At 72.7% G+C, this 16,555-nt stretch carries 18 protein-coding genes; 13 read left to right on the top strand and 5 right to left on the bottom strand.

Going from position 1 to position 16,555, the window contains the following annotated elements:
• Nucleotides 1–102 precede the first annotated feature (102 nt).
• Complete coding sequence (locus tag GGE06_RS22950; RefSeq protein ID WP_184931563.1) at nucleotides 103–1,320, bottom strand: sensor histidine kinase AbrC1; 1,218 nt, start codon at nucleotides 1,318–1,320, stop codon at nucleotides 103–105.
• Between the two features lie 214 nt (nucleotides 1,321–1,534).
• Between GGE06_RS22950 and GGE06_RS22945 the strand changes: the two genes are divergently transcribed.
• The 13 genes from GGE06_RS22945 (at nucleotide 1,535) to GGE06_RS22885 (ending at nucleotide 13,478) form a co-directional block, all read left to right on the top strand.
• Entirely contained in the window at nucleotides 1,535–1,963 is a 429-nt protein-coding gene (locus GGE06_RS22945) for an NADH-quinone oxidoreductase subunit A (RefSeq protein WP_116159404.1), read from the top strand.
• The gene (locus GGE06_RS22940; RefSeq protein WP_116159403.1) at nucleotides 1,954–2,517 is read left to right on the top strand and encodes an NADH-quinone oxidoreductase subunit B; all 564 of its coding nucleotides are present in this window, start codon (nucleotides 1,954–1,956) and stop codon (nucleotides 2,515–2,517) included. The genes GGE06_RS22945 and GGE06_RS22940 overlap by 10 nt, the downstream gene beginning before the upstream one ends.
• Entirely contained in the window at nucleotides 2,514–4,079 is a 1,566-nt protein-coding gene (locus GGE06_RS22935; protein ID WP_184931562.1) for an NADH-quinone oxidoreductase subunit C, read from the top strand. Before GGE06_RS22940 ends, GGE06_RS22935 begins: the two co-directional genes overlap by 4 nt.
• Nucleotides 4,076–5,044 carry a complex I subunit 1/NuoH family protein gene (locus GGE06_RS22930; RefSeq protein ID WP_116159401.1) on the top strand — a complete coding sequence of 323 codons (969 nt, stop codon included), beginning with the start codon at nucleotides 4,076–4,078 and terminating at the stop codon, nucleotides 5,042–5,044. Before GGE06_RS22935 ends, GGE06_RS22930 begins: the two co-directional genes overlap by 4 nt.
• Nucleotides 5,044–5,592 (top strand): NuoI/complex I 23 kDa subunit family protein, encoded by a 549-nt coding sequence (locus tag GGE06_RS22925; RefSeq protein ID WP_116159400.1) that lies wholly within the window; start codon nucleotides 5,044–5,046, stop codon nucleotides 5,590–5,592. Before GGE06_RS22930 ends, GGE06_RS22925 begins: the two co-directional genes overlap by 1 nt.
• On the top strand, nucleotides 5,589–6,152 hold the full coding sequence (locus GGE06_RS22920; RefSeq protein ID WP_116159399.1) for an NADH-quinone oxidoreductase subunit J family protein: 564 nt from the start codon (nucleotides 5,589–5,591) through the stop codon (nucleotides 6,150–6,152). The genes GGE06_RS22925 and GGE06_RS22920 overlap by 4 nt, the downstream gene beginning before the upstream one ends.
• Nucleotides 6,152–6,511 (top strand): NADH-quinone oxidoreductase subunit NuoK, encoded by a 360-nt coding sequence (gene nuoK / locus GGE06_RS22915; RefSeq protein ID WP_116159398.1) that lies wholly within the window; start codon nucleotides 6,152–6,154, stop codon nucleotides 6,509–6,511. The genes GGE06_RS22920 and nuoK overlap by 1 nt, the downstream gene beginning before the upstream one ends.
• On the top strand, nucleotides 6,508–8,487 hold the full coding sequence (locus GGE06_RS22910; RefSeq protein WP_116159397.1) for an NADH-quinone oxidoreductase subunit 5 family protein: 1,980 nt from the start codon (nucleotides 6,508–6,510) through the stop codon (nucleotides 8,485–8,487). The genes nuoK and GGE06_RS22910 overlap by 4 nt, the downstream gene beginning before the upstream one ends.
• Before the next feature lie 27 nt (nucleotides 8,488–8,514).
• Nucleotides 8,515–10,068 carry a complex I subunit 4 family protein gene (locus GGE06_RS22905; RefSeq protein ID WP_184931617.1) on the top strand — a complete coding sequence of 518 codons (1,554 nt, stop codon included), beginning with the start codon at nucleotides 8,515–8,517 and terminating at the stop codon, nucleotides 10,066–10,068.
• The gene (locus GGE06_RS22900; RefSeq protein ID WP_184931561.1) at nucleotides 10,065–11,579 is read left to right on the top strand and encodes an NADH-quinone oxidoreductase subunit N; all 1,515 of its coding nucleotides are present in this window, start codon (nucleotides 10,065–10,067) and stop codon (nucleotides 11,577–11,579) included. The genes GGE06_RS22905 and GGE06_RS22900 overlap by 4 nt, the downstream gene beginning before the upstream one ends.
• Before the next feature lie 34 nt (nucleotides 11,580–11,613).
• Nucleotides 11,614–12,063 (top strand): large conductance mechanosensitive channel protein MscL, encoded by a 450-nt coding sequence (mscL, locus tag GGE06_RS22895; RefSeq protein WP_116159394.1) that lies wholly within the window; start codon nucleotides 11,614–11,616, stop codon nucleotides 12,061–12,063.
• 156 nt (nucleotides 12,064–12,219) lie between these two features.
• Nucleotides 12,220–13,083 (top strand): zinc metalloprotease HtpX, encoded by an 864-nt coding sequence (gene htpX / locus GGE06_RS22890; protein WP_116159393.1) that lies wholly within the window; start codon nucleotides 12,220–12,222, stop codon nucleotides 13,081–13,083.
• On the top strand, nucleotides 13,080–13,478 hold the full coding sequence (locus tag GGE06_RS22885) for a YccF domain-containing protein (protein ID WP_116159392.1): 399 nt from the start codon (nucleotides 13,080–13,082) through the stop codon (nucleotides 13,476–13,478). Before htpX ends, GGE06_RS22885 begins: the two co-directional genes overlap by 4 nt.
• A gap of 13 nt (nucleotides 13,479–13,491) precedes the next feature.
• Here GGE06_RS22885 and GGE06_RS22880 read toward each other — a convergent pair whose 3' ends face one another.
• The 4 genes from GGE06_RS22880 to GGE06_RS22865 all read right to left on the bottom strand — a co-directional run bounded on the left by GGE06_RS22880 (nucleotide 13,492) and on the right by GGE06_RS22865 (nucleotide 16,475).
• Nucleotides 13,492–14,730: an APC family permease gene (locus GGE06_RS22880; RefSeq protein WP_184931560.1), complete on the bottom strand. Its 1,239-nt coding sequence runs from the start codon at nucleotides 14,728–14,730 to the stop codon at nucleotides 13,492–13,494.
• A 10-nt stretch (nucleotides 14,731–14,740) separates the two neighbouring features.
• Nucleotides 14,741–15,370, bottom strand: a complete 630-nt coding sequence (locus GGE06_RS22875) for an alpha-ketoglutarate-dependent dioxygenase AlkB family protein (protein ID WP_184931559.1) — start codon at nucleotides 15,368–15,370, stop codon at nucleotides 14,741–14,743.
• Nucleotides 15,367–15,876, bottom strand: coding sequence for a methylated-DNA--[protein]-cysteine S-methyltransferase (locus tag GGE06_RS22870; RefSeq protein WP_116159390.1), 510 nt, complete (start codon nucleotides 15,874–15,876; stop codon nucleotides 15,367–15,369). Before GGE06_RS22870 ends, GGE06_RS22875 begins: the two co-directional genes overlap by 4 nt.
• 107 nt (nucleotides 15,877–15,983) lie before the next feature.
• On the bottom strand, nucleotides 15,984–16,475 hold the full coding sequence (locus tag GGE06_RS22865; RefSeq protein WP_116159389.1) for a YajQ family cyclic di-GMP-binding protein: 492 nt from the start codon (nucleotides 16,473–16,475) through the stop codon (nucleotides 15,984–15,986).
• Between the last annotated feature and the right edge of the window lie 80 nt (nucleotides 16,476–16,555).

Genomic DNA, 16,555 nt, shown 5'->3' with positions numbered 1-16,555 from the left:
CCCTACCGAGGGGGTACGGGATCCCAGGGGAGGGCCATGGGAGCGGCCACCGAGCCTCCAGCGCTACAGCCGCCGCCCCGCACCCGCAGCAGCGGGCCGGCCTCACGCCGCCGGTCGGGAGCGCCACGGCAGCTCCGCCGTGACCACCGTCGGACCGCCCTCGGGGGAGTCGACGACGAGCAGCCCGTCGACCGCCCCGAGCCGCTCCGCGAGCCCCGCGAGGCCCGTACCGCCGTCGAGACGCGCCCCGCCGGCCCCGTCGTCGCGCACCTGGAGCAGCAGCCGGTCGTCGGCACGCCACACGTCCACGGAGGCGGACCGGGCACGCGCGTGCTTGGAGACGTTCTGGAGGAGCTCGGACACGGTGAAGTACGCGATGCCCTCGATCGCCTCGGCCGGCCGCTCCGCCAGGTCGACGTTCACCTTCACCGGCACCGTGCAGCGCGCGGAGACGGAGGACAGGGCGGCGCCGAGGCCGCGGTCGGTGAGGACCGCCGGGTGGATGCCCCGGGCGAGGTCCCGCAGCTCCTGGAGGGCGAGCTTCACCTCGCCGTGTGCCTCGTCGACCATCGCCGCGGCGGCCTCGGGGTCTTCGAGCAGCTTCTCCTTCGCGAGGCCGAGGCCCATCGCCAGGGCCACGAGCCGGGCCTGGGCGCCGTCGTGCAGGTCGCGTTCGATGCGCCGCAGGTCGGCGGCGGCGGTGTCGACGACGACGCCGCGGTCGGACTCCAGCTCGGCGATCCGCCGCTCCAGCTCGTCGGAGGGCGAGAGCAGCCCCCGGACCATGCCCCGGTCGGCGTTGGTCAGGCCGCGGGCCAGGAAGGGCAGGACGGGCCAGAGGACGAAGAGCGAGACCAGCGCGACGGTGAACGTCACGATCCCCCAGGGCAGCCGGATCAGCCCGTACAGCTGGGTGCGCCAGGCCACCGGGTCCTTCAGGGAGGCCCACAGCCAGCCGAAGAAGCCGCGGGGCCGCGGCAGCGGGGAGGGCTCGGCGACCCGCACGCCGAGGAGCGCGCGGGCCCGCGCCCGCTCCGACCGGCCGATCAGACGGGCGCCGCCGAGGCCGAGGGCGAGCAGCGGCAGCCCGATGACGGTGACGGCGAGGCCCGCACCGAGCGCGATGCTGACGACCGCGTAGACGAAACCGGCCAGTGCCGTGAAGAGGTTGGAGAGGAGGAAGGCGATCTCCTTCCAGGTCTCCTTCCCGTAGGCGAACCGCAGCGGCGGACGGGGGGCCTCGGCGGAGCCGGGGGAGCCGGGGGAGTCGGGTGACTCGGTGCCCTCGGGGGACTCGACGGGATCAAGATCGGCGCTCATGGTCCCCAGACTGCCGGTCGGGGACGGCCCGACGCCATGGGGGAGGTGGGTGAGGTGGAGGGGGGATATCCCCACCGGCGGAGGGCTCGCGGGACACCGCCCGGGCACCCGCCCGGCTCCCCGCGAAGCTACTCGTGAGGCAACCGAGAAGGCACCCGCGACTGCTTACGGTCCCTTTAGCAGGGCCTAGACTCGCGTCCGTAAGAAGTGACTGATGAGACACCGAGACCGAGGGGCGGACGTGCGGGAACCGACCGTTGTCGCGGCCGACGCGGCGGACTACTTCCAGACGTACTCCGTCGTCGGCCTGCTCGCCGTCGTCGGCGTGCTCTTCGTGGCCGTGGCGTTCACGGCGAACCGGCTGCTCAGGCCGGTCGTGCCGACGCCCGAGAAGCTCCTCACCTACGAGTGCGGTGTCGACCCCGTGGGGGAGGGCTGGGCCCACACCCAGGTCCGCTACTACGTGTACGCCTTCCTCTACGTCATCTTCGCCGTCGACTCGATCTTCCTCTTCCCCTGGGCGACCGTCTTCGCGGCGCCCGGCTACGGCGCCGCGACCCTGGTCGAGATGTTCGTCTTCCTGGGCTTCCTCGCCGTGGGGCTGCTCTACGCATACAAGAAGGGCGTCCTGACATGGACGTGACCCCGCTCCCCGCCCCGAAGCTGGGGCCGCTGGCCCGCCTGGCCCCCGAGCCGATGAAGGTGGTCCTGAACTGGGGCCGCCGCTACAGCCTGTGGGTCTTCAACTTCGGCCTCGCCTGCTGCGCGATCGAGTTCATCGCCGCGTCGATGGCCCGGCACGACTTCATCCGGCTCGGCGTGATCCCGTTCGCCCCGGGACCGCGTCAGGCCGACCTGATGATCGTCTCGGGCACGGTGACGGACAAGATGGCGCCGGCCGTGAAGCGTCTGTACGAGCAGATGCCGGAACCGAAGTACGTGATCTCGTTCGGTGCCTGCTCGAACTGCGGCGGCCCGTACTGGGACTCGTACTCGGTCACCAAGGGCGTGGACCAGATCATTCCGGTCGACGTGTACGTTCCCGGCTGCCCGCCGCGCCCGGAGGCGCTGCTCCAGGGCATCCTCAAACTCCAGGAGAAGATCGCGAGGGAGAGCCTGGCCGAGCGGTACGGGACCGCCGCGACGGTCTCCCAGCTGACGAGCCCGCTGACGCCCCCGCCGGGAGGCAAGGCATGACCGGCTACGACTCCCTCCCGGACTCCGTGACGGAGATCTTCGGCGAGGAGGCGACGGCGGAGCGGGCGTACGACCTGCTGACGGTCGACGTCCCGCCGACGGCCTGGCTCACGGCGCTGGAGACCGCCCGGGACGTCCTGGGCTGCACGTACTTCGACTGGCTGAGCGCGGTGGACGAGCCGGGCACGGGCTTCCGTGTCTGCGCGCACGTGGTGGCGCTGGGATCCGGCCACCCGCAGCGCCTCCTCCTCCGCACGACGGTCCCGCACGAGGCGGCCGTCCTGCCGACGGCGATCGGGGTGTACGCGGGCGCGGGCTGGCACGAGCGCGAGACCCACGAGATGTTCGGCGTGGACTTCGAGGGCCACCCGCACCTGGTCCCCCTCCTCCTCCCCGAGAACTTCGAGGGCCACCCGCTGCGCAAGGACTTCGTCCTCGCGGCGCGGGTCGCCAAGGCGTGGCCGGGCGCGAAGGAGCCGGGCGAGTCGCACGACGGCGGCGGTCCGAAGCGCCGCCAGATGCTCCCGCCGGGCGTCCCGGACCCCAACGAATGGGGCCCCCTGAAGGGCCAGCTCCCCCCGGCCCCGACCCGCCCGGCCCGCGCGACAGCGGGCGACCGCCCGGTGCGCCGAACCCGCACGACCACAGAGGGCTCGACGAGCCAGGCCCCGGAGCCGGCCGCTCCGGCCCGCCGCTCCCGCTCGGTCACGGAGGGCTCGGCAAGCCAGGCGGTCACAGAGCCGGGCACTCCGGCCCGCCGAGCCCGCACGGCGGCCGACGGCTCCGCGAGCCAGGCGCCCCCGGAGCCGGCCGCGTCCACGGAGGCCCCGGCCTCCGCGGCCCGCCCGCCGCGCCGCTCCCGCTCGGCGTCCGAGGGCTCGGTGAGCCAGTCGGCCCCGGAGCCGGATGCGACCACCGAACCCCCGGCCTCCGCGGCCCGCCCGCCGCGCCGCTCCCGCTCGGCAGCGGACGGCTCGGCGAGCCAGACGGCCCCGGAGACCGGCGGCCAGACGGCCCCGGACACGGACGGCCCCGCGCCCCGCGCGGCGGCCGCCACCCCGCGCACCCGCAGCTCGGACGCCCCCTGGCACCACGCCCGCCCGGCCTTCGACGACGAAGCCCCGACGCCGCCCGCCGGCCCCGGGACCCCGACAACGGAACCCCCGACCCCCGAGTCGGAGGCCCCGGCCGAGGCCTCGGCGCCTGAACCGGATGCCCCGGTTCCGGGGGCCAGTCAGGCCTCCGGGCCGGAGGCCCCGGCTGCGGCGGCGACTCCGGCGCCCGAGCCTGACGCCCCGGCGGAGGCCTCGGCGCCTGAACCGGATGCCTCGGTTCCGGTGGCCGGCCAGGCCCCCGGGCCGGAGGCCCCGGACGCGCCCCCCGAGCCGGACACCCCCGCCGGTGCGGACACCCCGGCCCCCGAGCCCGAGCCCGAGGCCCCCGCCCCGGCCGGGGCCCCGGACGCCCCGTCTGACCAAGACCGGACCCCCGCCGAGCCGCCCCCCGGGCCGGACGGCACCGAGGACGACACCAACAACCCCGCCGGAGGCGATCCCGCGTGAACGACGTGCTTGACGTCGCCCTCCGGCTGGTCGTCGTCTTCGTGTGCTTCCTCGTGCTCCCGCTCGTCGTCGGGCAGACCGAGCACAAGGTCATGGCGCACATGCAGGGCCGGCTCGGCCCCATGTACGCCGGTGGCTTCCACGGCTGGGCCCAGCTCGTCGCCGACGGCGTGAAGTTCGCGCAGAAGGAGGACGTCGTCCCGAAGGACGCCGACCGCCGCGTCTTCCAGCTCGCGCCGGCCGTCGCCCTCCTCCCGTATCTGCTCGTCCTGCTCGCGATCCCGATCGGGCCCGGTGAAGGCGCCGTCGGGCAGGTCGTCGACGCCGGCATCTTCTTCGTGCTCGCCGTCATGGGCGTCGGCATCCTCGGCAGCCTGATGGCCGGCTGGGCGTCCGCGAACAAGTTCTCGCTGCTCGGCGCCCTCCGTACCGCCGCCCAGCTCCTCGCGTACGAGCTCCCGATGCTGCTCGCCGCCGCGTCCGTCGCGATGGCCGCCGGCACCGTGTCGCTGCCCGGCATCCTGAACGGCTTCCACTGGTGGTGGGTGCCGTGGCAGATCGTCGGCGCCCTCGTGTTCTTCGTCGCCGGACTCGCCGAGCTCCAGCGGCCCCCGTTCGACATGCCCATCGCCGACTCGGAGATCATCTTCGGCGCGTACACCGAGTACACCGGTCTCCGCTTCGCGCTCTTCCTGCTCGCCGAGTACGCGGGCATCGTCGTCCTCTGCGGTCTCACCACCGTCCTCTTCCTCGGCGGCTGGCACGGCCCCTTCGGCGCCGACGGCCTCGGCTGGGTCTGGACCCTCCTGAAGACCGCCGTCCTCGCGTTCGTCGTGATCTGGCTGCGGGTGTCCTACCCGCGCCTGCGCGAGGACCAGCTCCAGAAGCTCGCCTGGACGACCCTCGTCCCGCTCGCGCTCGCGCAGATCGCGCTCACCGGCATCGTGAAGGTGGCGATCAACTAATGCCCATCCCCGGCTCCGGCCTCGCCAAGGGCCTCGCCGTCACCCTCCGCACGATGACGCGCAAGAACGTCACCGCGCAGTACCCGGACGTGCAGCCCGAGCTGCCGCCCCGCACCCGCGGGGTCATCGGCCTGTTCGAGGAGAACTGCACGGTCTGCATGCTCTGCGCCCGTGAGTGCCCCGACTGGTGCATCTACATCGACTCCCACAAGGAGACGGTGCCGCCCGCCGCCCCCGGCGGCCGCGAGCGCAGCCGGAACGTCCTCGACCGCTTCGCCATCGACTTCTCGCTCTGCATGTACTGCGGCATCTGCATCGAGGTCTGCCCCTTCGACGCCCTGTTCTGGTCGCCCGAGTTCGAGTACGCGGAGACCGACATCCACGAGCTCACCCACGAGCGCGACAAGCTCCGCGAGTGGATGTGGACGGTCCCCGAGCCGCCCGCGCTCGACCCGCGCGCGGAGGAGCCGAAGGAGATCGCCGCGGCCCGCAAGGCGGCGGAGAAGGCCGCCGCCGCGCAGGCGGCAGCCACGGAGGACCAGCAGTGACCCTCGCAGCAGAAGCGGCTCGGACGGCCGCCCACGGCTTCCTCTCGCCCACCGGCGTCGAGGTCGCCTTCCTCCTCGTCGGCCTCGCCACCCTCGGCGCCGCCCTCCTCACCGTCACCACCCGCCAGCTGGTGCACGCCGCCCTCTGGCTGGTCGTGGCGCTCGGCGGGCTCGCCGTCGAGTACCTCCTCCTGACCGCCGAGTTCATCGCCTGGGTCCAGGTCCTGATCTACGTCGGTTCCGTCGTGGTGCTCCTCCTCTTCGGTCTCATGCTCACCAAGGCCCCCGTCGGCCGCTCCCCGGACGCCGACTCCGGCAACCGGCCGGTCGCCCTCGCCGTCGCCCTGGCCGCCGCGGCGGCCCTCGTCTGGGTCGTCGTCGACGCGTTCCGCACGACCTGGATCGATCTCGACGGGCCCGCCCAGGGCTCCACGGACGTGATGGGCCAGATCCTCTTCCAGCACTGGGTGCTGCCCTTCGAGGCGCTGTCGGTGCTGCTCCTCGCCGCCCTGGTCGGCGCGATCGTCCTCTCGCGGAAGAAGAAGGAGGACGAGAGCTGATGCACCTCGCCTACCCGGCCGTCCTCGCCGCCCTCCTCTTCGCCGTCGGCCTGTACGGCGTCCTCGCCCGCCGCAACGCGATCCTGGTCCTGATGTCCGTCGAGCTGATGCTCAACGCCGTCAACCTCAACCTGGTCGCCTTCGACGTCTGGCTCCGCGACACCCTCCACGCCGGCCAGGCGCTCACCCTCTTCACCATCGCCATCGCCGCCGCGGAGATCGGCATCGGTCTCTCGATCGTCCTGATGGTCCACCGCAACCGCGGCACCTCGGACATCGACCGGCTCCGCGACACCAAGGAACAGCCGGCGGCCGGGGAACAGCCGTCCGCCGAGGAGAAGGCCGAGGCCGCCGCGTGACCACGACCACCCTCGCCGTCCTCGTCCCCCTCCTCCCCTTCCTCGGCTCCGCCGCCGGACTCCTGCTCGGCCGCACCGCGCCCGGCTTCGTCCGCCCGCTGGCCGTGCTGCCGACGCTCGCCGCCGCGGTCCTGGCCGCCGTCGTCGCCGCCCGCCAGGGCGGGGGGAAGGCGATCGACGCCGCCACTCAGCTCACGCCCACGGGCTCCGTCCCCATCGACCTGAGCCTCCACATCGACGGGTTCGCCGCGCTCGTCGCCGTCCTCGTCGGCGTGATCGCGACCTGCGTGCAGATCTACTCGACCGGATACCTCCGCGACGACCCGCGCTACCCCTCGTACGCCGCGCTCGTCTCCCTCTTCACCTCCGCGATGCTGGTCGTCGTCTACTCCGGCGACCTGATGGTGCTCCTGGTCGGCTGGGAGATCATGGGCATCTGCTCGTACTTCCTCGTCGGCCACTACTGGGAGACCCCCGAGGCGCGGTCCGCCTCCCTCAAGGCCTTCCTCGTCACCAAGCTCGGTGACGTCCCCTTCCTCATCGGCCTCTTCGCGCTCGGTGCCGACGCGGGCACGTTCCGGATCACGGGCGTCCTCGGCGCCGTCGCGAGCGGCGGCATCGACCACCCCACCCTGGTCGCGCTGCTGCTGCTCGCCGGCGTCGCGGGCAAGTCCGCGCAGTTCCCGCTCCACACCTGGCTCCCGGACGCCATGGCCGGCCCCACCCCCGTCTCCGCGCTCATCCACGCGGCGACGATGGTCGCCGCCGGCATCTACTTCGTCGCCCGGCTGCTGCCCGTCTTCGCCGCCTCCGCCGCCGCGATGACCGTGCTCGCCGTGATGGCCGCGATCACGATGGTCGGCTCGGGGCTCGCCGCGCTCGCCCAGGACGACATCAAGCGGGTCCTCGCCTACTCGACGATCGGCCAGCTCGGCTACATGGCCGGCGCCCTCGCCGTCGGCGACCGGGGTGCCGCCGTCTTCCACCTCCTCTCGCACGCCGCGTTCAAGGCGCTGCTGTTCCTCGCCGCCGGCGCGGTCATCCACGCCGCCGGTACGAACTCGCTCACCGCCATGTCCCGCATGAGCGGCCTCGCGAAGCGCATCCCCGACGCGTACTGGACGATGACCGTCGCCCTGCTCGCGCTCGCCGCGGTCCCACCCTTCGCCGGCTTCTTCTCCAAGGAGGCCGTCCTCGTGGCCGCCGAGCACACCGCCCTCGGCGAGCGGGACGTCGCCCCCGCCGGAGCCGGCTGGATCGTCCTCGTCGCCGGCCTCCTCACCGCCCTGCTCACCGCCGCCTACGCGCTCCGCCTCTGGCTTCGGACCTTCCGCGGCCGAGGCCCCGAGGCCCCCGACCACGGGCGTCAGCCGATCGCCATGACGAGCGTCCTGTGGGTCCTCGCGATCCCCTCCCTCGGCTTCGGTCTGACCGTCACCCACCTCGACGACTGGTTCGACGGGCACCCGCTGACCCCGACACTGACCACCGCCGTCCTCGGCACCGGTCTCGCCGCCGCCGGAGCCGTCATCACCTACGCGGTCTGGCGCACCCTCGCCGCCCGCACCCCGGTCACGGCCCCCGTCCCGCACGTCGCCCACCCGGACGCCGAGGCGGGTCAGGTCGAGGCCGAGGCGCTGCACCTGCCGCACCCCGCCGAGGACCCGGCCGACCCCGGCCGCGCCCTCCTGGGGCCGCTGCACGGCGCGGCCGCCGACGGCTTCCACCTGGACGCCGTCTACCGGACCGCCTTCGTCCGCCCCGTACTCGCCGCCGCCTCCCTGGTCCGCTTCCTGGACCGCGAGGTCGTCGACACCTACGTGAGCGCCGCGGGGAACTCCGCCAAGGGGCTCGGCTGGCTCGTCCGCCGCGCCCAGACCGGCAACGTGCAGACCTACCTGAGCGCCCTGCTCGCCGGCTCCGTCGTCCTGGCGATCGTCGCCGTCGCCCTCGCCAACGCCGTCGCCGGAGCGTGAGCCGTGATCGATATCAGCGAATCCGTGATGCAGTTCCTCCTGGCGTTGATCGTCGCCGGCCCGCTCCTCGGCGCCGCCGCCGCTCTCCTGCCCGCCCCGCCCGGGCTGAAGGGGAGGTCACCCGACCAGGCCGTGCTCCGCCACGGCGTCACCGTCACCGGCGTCATCCTGCTGGCCGCGCTCGTCCTCGCGCTCGGCTTCGACCACGACCACCCGTCGAAGATGCAGGCCACGACGGACATCAGCTGGATCAGGGCACTCGACGTGCGCATCCACCTCGGTGTCGACGGCATCTCCCTCCCCCTCCTGGTCCTGACCGCGCTGCTGACCTTCCTCTGCGCGCTCTACAGCTACTTCAAGATGCCGTCGGGCCCGTCCCCGAAGGCCTTCGTCGCCCTGCTGCTCGTCCTGGAGTCCGGCACCCTCGCCACCTTCGCCGTCCTCGACCTCGTCCTGTTCTTCCTGGCCTTCGAGATGGTCCTCGTCCCGATGTACTTCCTCATCGCCCGCTGGGGCGGCGAGGGCAGGCAGGCCGCCGCCTGGAAGTTCATCCTCTACACGCTGCTCGGCTCCGTCGTCATGCTGCTCGGCCTGCTCCTCATCGGTCTGAAGGCGGGCACGTTCGACATGGTGGCACTCGCCACCGACAACGGCCGCGGACTGACCACGTCCGTGCAGGTCATCGCCGTTCTCGCGATCGGTCTCGGGCTCGCCGTGAAGACCCCGATGTGGCCGCTGCACAGCTGGCTCCCGGACGCCCACACCGCCGCCCCGACCGTCGGCTCCGTCCTCCTCGCCGGCGTCCTGCTCAAGATGGGCACGTACGGCTTCGTCCGGATCGTGCTGCCGATCGCCCCCGAGGGCATGGCGACCTTCGCCCCGTACCTCGCGGCCTTCGCCGTCGCCGGGATCATCTACGGATCGCTCGCCTGCCTCGCCCTCGTGAAGCCCGGCAACAAGGGCGACCTCAAGCGCCTCATCGCGTACTCCTCCGTCGGCCACATGGGCTTCGTGCTCCTCGGCATCGCCACCATGACCCCCACCGGGGTCAACGGCGCCCTCTTCGCCAACATCGCCCACGGCCTCGTCACCGGCCTCCTCTTCTTCCTGGTCGGCGCCGTCAAGGACCGCTACGGCACCGCCGACCTCGACACCCTCGCCGGAGCCACCGGCGCCGCCCTCTACGGCCGCGCCCCCCGCCTCGGCGCCCTCCTCGCCTTCGCCGCCGTCGCCTCCCTCGGACTGCCCGGCCTCGCCGGCTTCTGGGGCGAGATGCTCGCCCTGTTCGGCGCCTTCGACCCGGCCGAGGGCCTCAGCCGTCCCGCCTTCCTCACCTTCATGGCGATCGGCGCCTTCGGCACCCTCCTCACCGCCGCCTACCTCCTCCTCGTCGTCCGCCGCGTCTGCATGGGCGGCCCGCGACCCGCGGGGGAGACGGCGATCGCCGACGTCCAGGGGTACGAGTTCGCCGCCTGGACCCCGCTCGTCGCCCTCACCGTCCTCGCCGGACTCTGGCCCGCCGTCCTCCTCGGCCTCACCGACCCGGCCGTCCAGCAGCTCCTCGCGGGAGGACCCCGATGACGTCCCTCGTCCAGTCCGTCGACTGGCTCACGATCGCGCCCCCGACCCTCACCGCCGTGGTCGCGCTCGTCGTCCTCGTCGCCGACCTCTTCCTCCCGCAGGAGCGCAAGCAGCTCCTCGGCTGGACCGCGATCGGCGGCCTCGCCGCCGCCCTCGCCCTCCTCCTGCCGCTGCGATCGGGCGACCGGGAGACCTTCTGTCTCACCGCCGCCACCCAGGTCAAGGCGTGCAGTTACACCGCCGACGAGTTCACCCTCGTCATCCAGTTCCTCGTCCTCGCCGGAGCGCTGCTCACCGCGCTCCTCTCCATGGAGGCGACCCGCGAGAAGCTCCCGGCCGGCGAGTTCTGGTTCCTGCTGCTCTCCTCGGCCGCGGGCGCCGCCCTGCTGCCCGCCTCCCGCGACCTCGCCACCCTCGTCGTCGCCCTCGAAGTGGCCTCGCTGCCCGCGTTCGCCCTCGTCGGCCTCAAGCGCGGCGACCGCATGTCCGGCGAGGCCGCGCTCAAGTTCTTCCTCTCGTCCGTCACCGCGACCGCCGTCACCCTGCTCGGCGTCAGCTTCGTGTACGCGGCCACCGGCACCCTCCACCTCACGGAGATCGCCCAGAGCCTCGACGACGTCCCGGGGCAGCTCCAGACCCTCGCCGAGGCCGGCGTCGCCCTCACCCTCGTCGGCTTCGCCTTCAAGACGGCCGCCGTCCCCTTCCACTTCTGGGTCCCCGACACCTACGTCGGCGCCCCGCTGCCCGTCGCGGCCTACCTGTCCGTCGTCGGCAAGGCCGTCGGCTTCACCGGCCTCATCCTGGTGACCGTCGTCGCCTTCCCCTCGTACGCGGACGTGTGGGGCCCGGCGCTCGCCGCCCTCGCCGCGCTCACCATGACCGCCGGGAACGTCGCCGCGCTCCGCCAGTCGGCCACGCGCGCGCGGAGCGCCGTCCGGCTGCTCGCCTGGTCCTCCGTCGCCCAGGCCGGCTACCTCCTGGTGCCGATCGCGGCCGCCGCGTACTCCAGCGACGACCAGATCGGCTCCACCGTCGCGTACGCCCTCATGTACGCCGTCGTGAACCTCGGCGCCTTCGCCGTCGTCGCGCTCGTCGCCCGTACGCACCCCGAGGCCCGGATCTCCGACTTCCGCGGCCTGTACGCCACGAGCCCCGGCGCCGCCCTCACCCTCGGGTTCTTCCTCCTAAATCTGGCCGGTTTGCCCCCGGGTATCATCGGCCTCTTCGCCAAGGTGACCGTCTTCTCGGCGGCCGTCGACGCGGGCCTCGGGTGGCTGGCCGTGATCATGGGCGTCAACGTCGTGATCGCGCTGTACTACTACCTGCGCTGGACGGCCCTGCTCTTCCGCGCGCCGGAAGGCGCGCCGGAAGGCGCACCGGCGGGCACGCCCGTCCGGCACACGGCCCCCGCGCCGATCACCCTGGCGATCGCGCTGACCGCCGTCGCCGGAGTCGTCCTGTCGGGCTACCCGCAGTTCGTCCTCCGCTTCGCGGCGACCACCCTGTTCTGACCCCCCCACAGAGAACACCGAGGAGCAACACCCCGTGCTGAACGGATTCAAGGACTTCATACTTCGCGGGAACGTCGTCTCGATGGCCATCGGTCTGGCCGTCGGCTCCGCGTTCACGGCCGTCGTCACCGGCTTCAGCAAGGCGTTCATCACCCCGCTCATCGGTCTCGCGACGGGCTCGGTCGGCGACTTCAGCGAGGCCAAGTTCACCATCGGCAAGACCGACTTCCCGTACGGTCTGGCGATCGCCGCCGCCATAGCGTTCGTGATCACCGCCGCGGTCCTCTACTTCCTCATCGTCGTCCCCATGACGAAGATCCAGGAGAAGTTCGCCAAGGAGGAGGCGAAGGACCCCAAGGCGGAGAAGCGCGACTGCCCCCGCTGCTTCACCGAGATCCCGGCCATCGCCTCCCGCTGCGCCCACTGCACCAGCGAGGTCGAGCCGGTCGCCCTCGGCCTGGAGAAGATCCCCGCCGCCCGCTAGGGGGGCGCCTTCACCCGTACGGCCCACACGGCACCCCGTGCGCGCCGGGGAACCCGGACCTCCCGCCTGGCGTTGACCAGTACGGGAAGGTCCACTGGACGAGTAGACCACCACGAGGTCAAGGGTTCCCCCGCCGCACCACCTGGAGGGCGTACCGTGCACCGCCGGCACAACGGGCTGAGGACCGCGGTCCTCCTCGGAGGGCTCTCGGCCCTCATCATCGTCATCGGCAGCTTCTTCGGGCGTACGGGGCTGATCGTCGCGCTGGTCGTGGCGCTCGGCACCAACGCGTACGCCTACTGGAACAGCGACAAGCTGGCGCTGCGGGCCATGCGCGCCCGGCCGGTGAGCGAGTTCGAGGCCCCCGCGCTCTACCGGATGGTGCGCGAGCTCTCCACGCAGGCGCGTCAGCCCATGCCCCGGCTCTACATCTCGCCGACGCAGGCGCCCAACGCCTTCGCGACCGGCCGCAACCCGCGCAACGCCGCCGTCTGCTGCACCGAGGGCATCCTCGCGATCCTCGACGAGCGGGAGCTGCGCGGGGTCATCGGGCACGAGCTGAGCCACGTCTACAACCGGGACATCCTGATCTCCTCGGTCGCCGGAGCGCTCGCCTCCGTGATCATGTTCCTGGTCAACTTCGCCTGGCTGATCCCCGTCGGCCGCTCCAACGACGACGACGGCCCCGGCATCCTCGGCTACCTGCTGATCCTCATCCTCGGTCCGATCGCCGCCTCGATCATCCAGCTCGCGATCTCCCGCTCCCGCGAGTACGAGGCCGACGCGTCCGGGGCCCAGCTCACCGGGGACCCGCTGGCCCTCGCCAGCGCCCTGCGGAAGCTGGAGGCCGGCACCAAGCAGCTGCCGCTGCCGCCCGAGCCGAGGATCGAGACGGCGAGCCACATGATGATCGCCAACCCCTTCCGCCCCGGGCAGGGGCTGTCGAAGATGTTCTCCACCCATCCGCCGATGGCCGAGCGCATCGCCCGGCTCGAACAGATGGCAGGTAGACGCCCGTGAAGACGATCCTCAACATCATCTGGCTGGTCCTGTGCGGGCTCTGGATGTTCGTGGGCTACATGCTCGCGGGCGTCCTGCTCTGCATCACGATCATCGGCATCCCCTTCGGCCTCGCCGCCTTCCGCATCGGCGTGTACGCCCTGTGGCCCTTCGGCCGCACGGTCGTCGACCGGCGCGACGCGGGCGCGCCGTCCTGCGTCGGCAACGTGCTGTGGCTGGTCCTCGCGGGCTGGTGGCTGGCGCTCGGCCACATCACCACCGGCATCGTCCTCTGCATCACGATCATCGGCATCCCGCTGGGCATCGCGAACTTCAAGCTGATCCCGGTGTCGCTCCTGCCCCTGGGCAAGGAGATCGTCCGCACGGACGAGGCCTTCGGCTACGCGGGCCGCTGACGGTACGGGGGGCTCATCGTCCCGGCGGTACCGCGCGGCCGCGGCTTGTCGCCCAGGCCACCACGCCCGCCGCCACCACCCCCGAGCCCGCCAGGACCGAGCCCAGGGGGAGGGCGAAGGCCAGGGCGGCGCAGCCGGCGAGGCCGATCGCGGACAGGGCGCGGGTGCGGGCGCCCAGGGTCCAGGCCGAGGCGTTCGCGATGCCGTAGTAGACGAGGACGCCGAAGGACGAGAAGCCGATCGCGCCCCGCACGTCCACCGTCGCCGCCACCACGGCCACCACCGCGCCCACCGCGAGCTCGGCCCGGTGGGGGACCTGGAAGCGCGGGTGCACGGCCGCGAGGGCCGTCGGCAGGTACGCGTCGCGGGCCATCGCCAGGGTCGTACGGGACACCCCGAGGATCAGGGAGACCAGAGAGCCCAGGGCGGCCACCGCCGCGCCGACCGTGACCAGCGGCACCAGCCGGTCCGCGTCCGCCGCCCGGGCCGCGTCGGCGAGCGGCGCGGGGGAGGAGGCGAGGGCGGAGGGGCCGAGGACCGTCAGGACGCTCACCGCGACGAGCGCGTAGACGGCGAGCGTGATGCCGAGCGCGAGCGGCACCGCGCGGGGGATCGTGCGGGCCGGATCGCGGACCTCCTCGCCGAGCGTGGCGATCCGCGCGTACCCCGCGAACGCGAAGAAGAGCAAACCCGCGGCCTGGAGCACCCCGCCGGTCGTGAGCTCTCCGCCGGGGGCCGAGAGCCCCGTCCCGCCGGCCGTGAGGGAGGCCGTGACCACGCACGCGAGGACGGCCAGGACGAGCGCCACGATCACCCGGGTGAGGAGCGCCGACTTCTGGACTCCCGTGTAGTTGACGGCCGTCAGGGCCACCACGGCGGCGACGGCCACCGCGTGCGCCTGCTCCGGCCACACGTACGAACCGACGGTGAGCGCCATCGCCGCGCACGAGGCGGTCTTGCCGGCGACGAACGCCCAGCCGGCCAGGTACCCCCAGAAGGAGCCGAGGCGTTCGCGACCGTACACGTACGTGCCACCGGAGGCGGGGTAGCGGGCGGCGAGCCGCGCCGAGGACATGGCGTTGCAGTACGCCACGACGGCGGCGAGCCCGAGCGCCCAGAGCAGTCCGGGTCCGGAACCGGCGGCGCCCGCGGCGGGTCCGAGCGCGACGAAGATCCCCGCGCCGATCATCGAGCCCAACCCGATCACGACCGCGTCGAAGAGGCCCAGCGAGCGGCGCAGTTCCGGTGTCATGCTCCGCACATTAGACGCTGAGCCCGGTCTCCCTGAGCGTGAGGTTCAGGCGTCCGGCCAGGCCGAGCGCCGGGTCGGCCGTCCCCGGGAACACCCGGGGAACCCCGTGGTGAACCCACCGCGAAGCCCCGCCGAAGACGAAGAGGTCACCGGAGACCAGATCGACGTCCTGGTACGGCCGGCCGCGGTTCTCCTCGTTCCCGAAGCGGAACACGCACCGGTCCCCGAGGCTCAGCGACACCACCGGCGCCCCGGAGCGCTCCTCCCGGTCCTGGTGCATGCCCATCCGCGCGCCGGGCGCGTAGAAGTTCACGAGCGCGGTGTCGGGGGTGAAGCCGCCGTGCGCGCCGTAGGCCTCGACGAGCGCCTCCCGGCCGAGGGCGACCAGCCACTCCGGCAGCGGGACCCCGACCGTGTCGAGGTAGCGGTACGGCACCCACTGCCGCCCCAGGGCCAGCGAGCGCACCGACATCACGCCGCCGCCGGGCAGCACGGTCTGCCGGTACGGGTAGGGCCCGCGCCCCCATTCCCGGCAGGCGTCGACCAGCTCCCGCTGGCGCGCGAAGGGGAGCCACGCGGGCACGTGCACCGCTCCGGGCGCCACGGCGGCCCGCTCGCGGGGGAAGAGCCCCTCGGTCACGCGTGGGCCCCGGCGAGGGCCCCTTCGAGCCCCAGGAGCCGCTCCTTGCGCTCCAGGCCGGCGGCGTACCCCCGCAGGCTCCCGTCGGCGCCGATCACCCGGTGGCAGGGCCGCACCACGAGCAGCGGATTGCGCCCGATCGCGGTGCCCACGGCCCGTACTCCGGAGCCGGTCGAGCCGACGCGCCGGGCGATCTCCCCGTACGAGACGGTCGTCCCGTACGGGATCTCCTCCAGGGCCCGCCAGACGCGCCGCTGGAACGCGGTCCCGGTGTCGCCGGCGAGCGGCAGGTCGAACCGGTCCCGGCGGCCGGCGAAGTACTCGCCCAGCTGCCCGGCGGCCTCGGCGAACGCCCCGGGTGCGAGCGTCCAGCCGTCCTCGACCTCGACGGCGCCCTTCTGCCCCGGCAGGGACAGCGAGCGCAGCACGGCTCGGCCCCCTTCGGCGAGCTGTCCGACGAGCAGCATCTCGCCCAGGGGGCCGTCGACGTACGCGTACACGGTCATGGCTGGTTCCTCTCCCCGTACGGGTCTTTCCGAGACCCAGTGTGCGGGGACCGCCGAGCCCGTGGCTGGCGGTATTCGGACACCACCCTCACGACCTGCCCACGGGGTCAGCGGTAGTTCACGAACTGGATCGCGAAGTCGAAGTCCTTGCCCTTGAGCAGCGCCTGCACGGCCTGCAGGTCGTCCCGGCTCTTCGAGCTGACCCGCAGCTCGTCGCCCTGGACCTGCGCCTTGACGCCCTTGGGGCCCTCGTCGCGGATGGCCTTCGCGACCTTCTTGGCGTTCTCCTGGGAGATGCCCTCCTGGACGGAGGCGAAGAGCTTGTACTCCTTGCCGGACAGCTGCGGCTCGCCCTCGACGTCCAGCGACTTGAGCGAGATCCCGCGCTTGATCAGCTTGGACTGGAAGATGTCGAGGATCGCCTTGACGCGCTCGTCGCCGTTCGCCTGCATCAGGATCTTCTCGCCCGACCAGGAGATCGAGGCGTTGGTGCCCTTGAAGTCGTAGCGCTGCGAGATCTCCTTCACGGCCTGGTTGAGGGCGTTGTCGACCTCCTGCCGATCGACCTTGGAGACGATGTCGAAACTGGAGTCGGCCATGACTCGTGGCTCCTTGCTCGGATGCTGTGGGGTACCCCAGAAGCCTAGGGGGTGAGCCGCCGGCCGAACCGCTGATCAAC

This window comes from Streptomyces nymphaeiformis (assembly GCF_014203895.1).
GTDB classification, from domain to species: domain Bacteria; phylum Actinomycetota; class Actinomycetes; order Streptomycetales; family Streptomycetaceae; genus Streptomyces; species Streptomyces nymphaeiformis.
The sequence above is the reverse complement of the archived record's forward strand: the minus strand, read 5'-3'. Positions and strand labels throughout refer to the sequence as shown.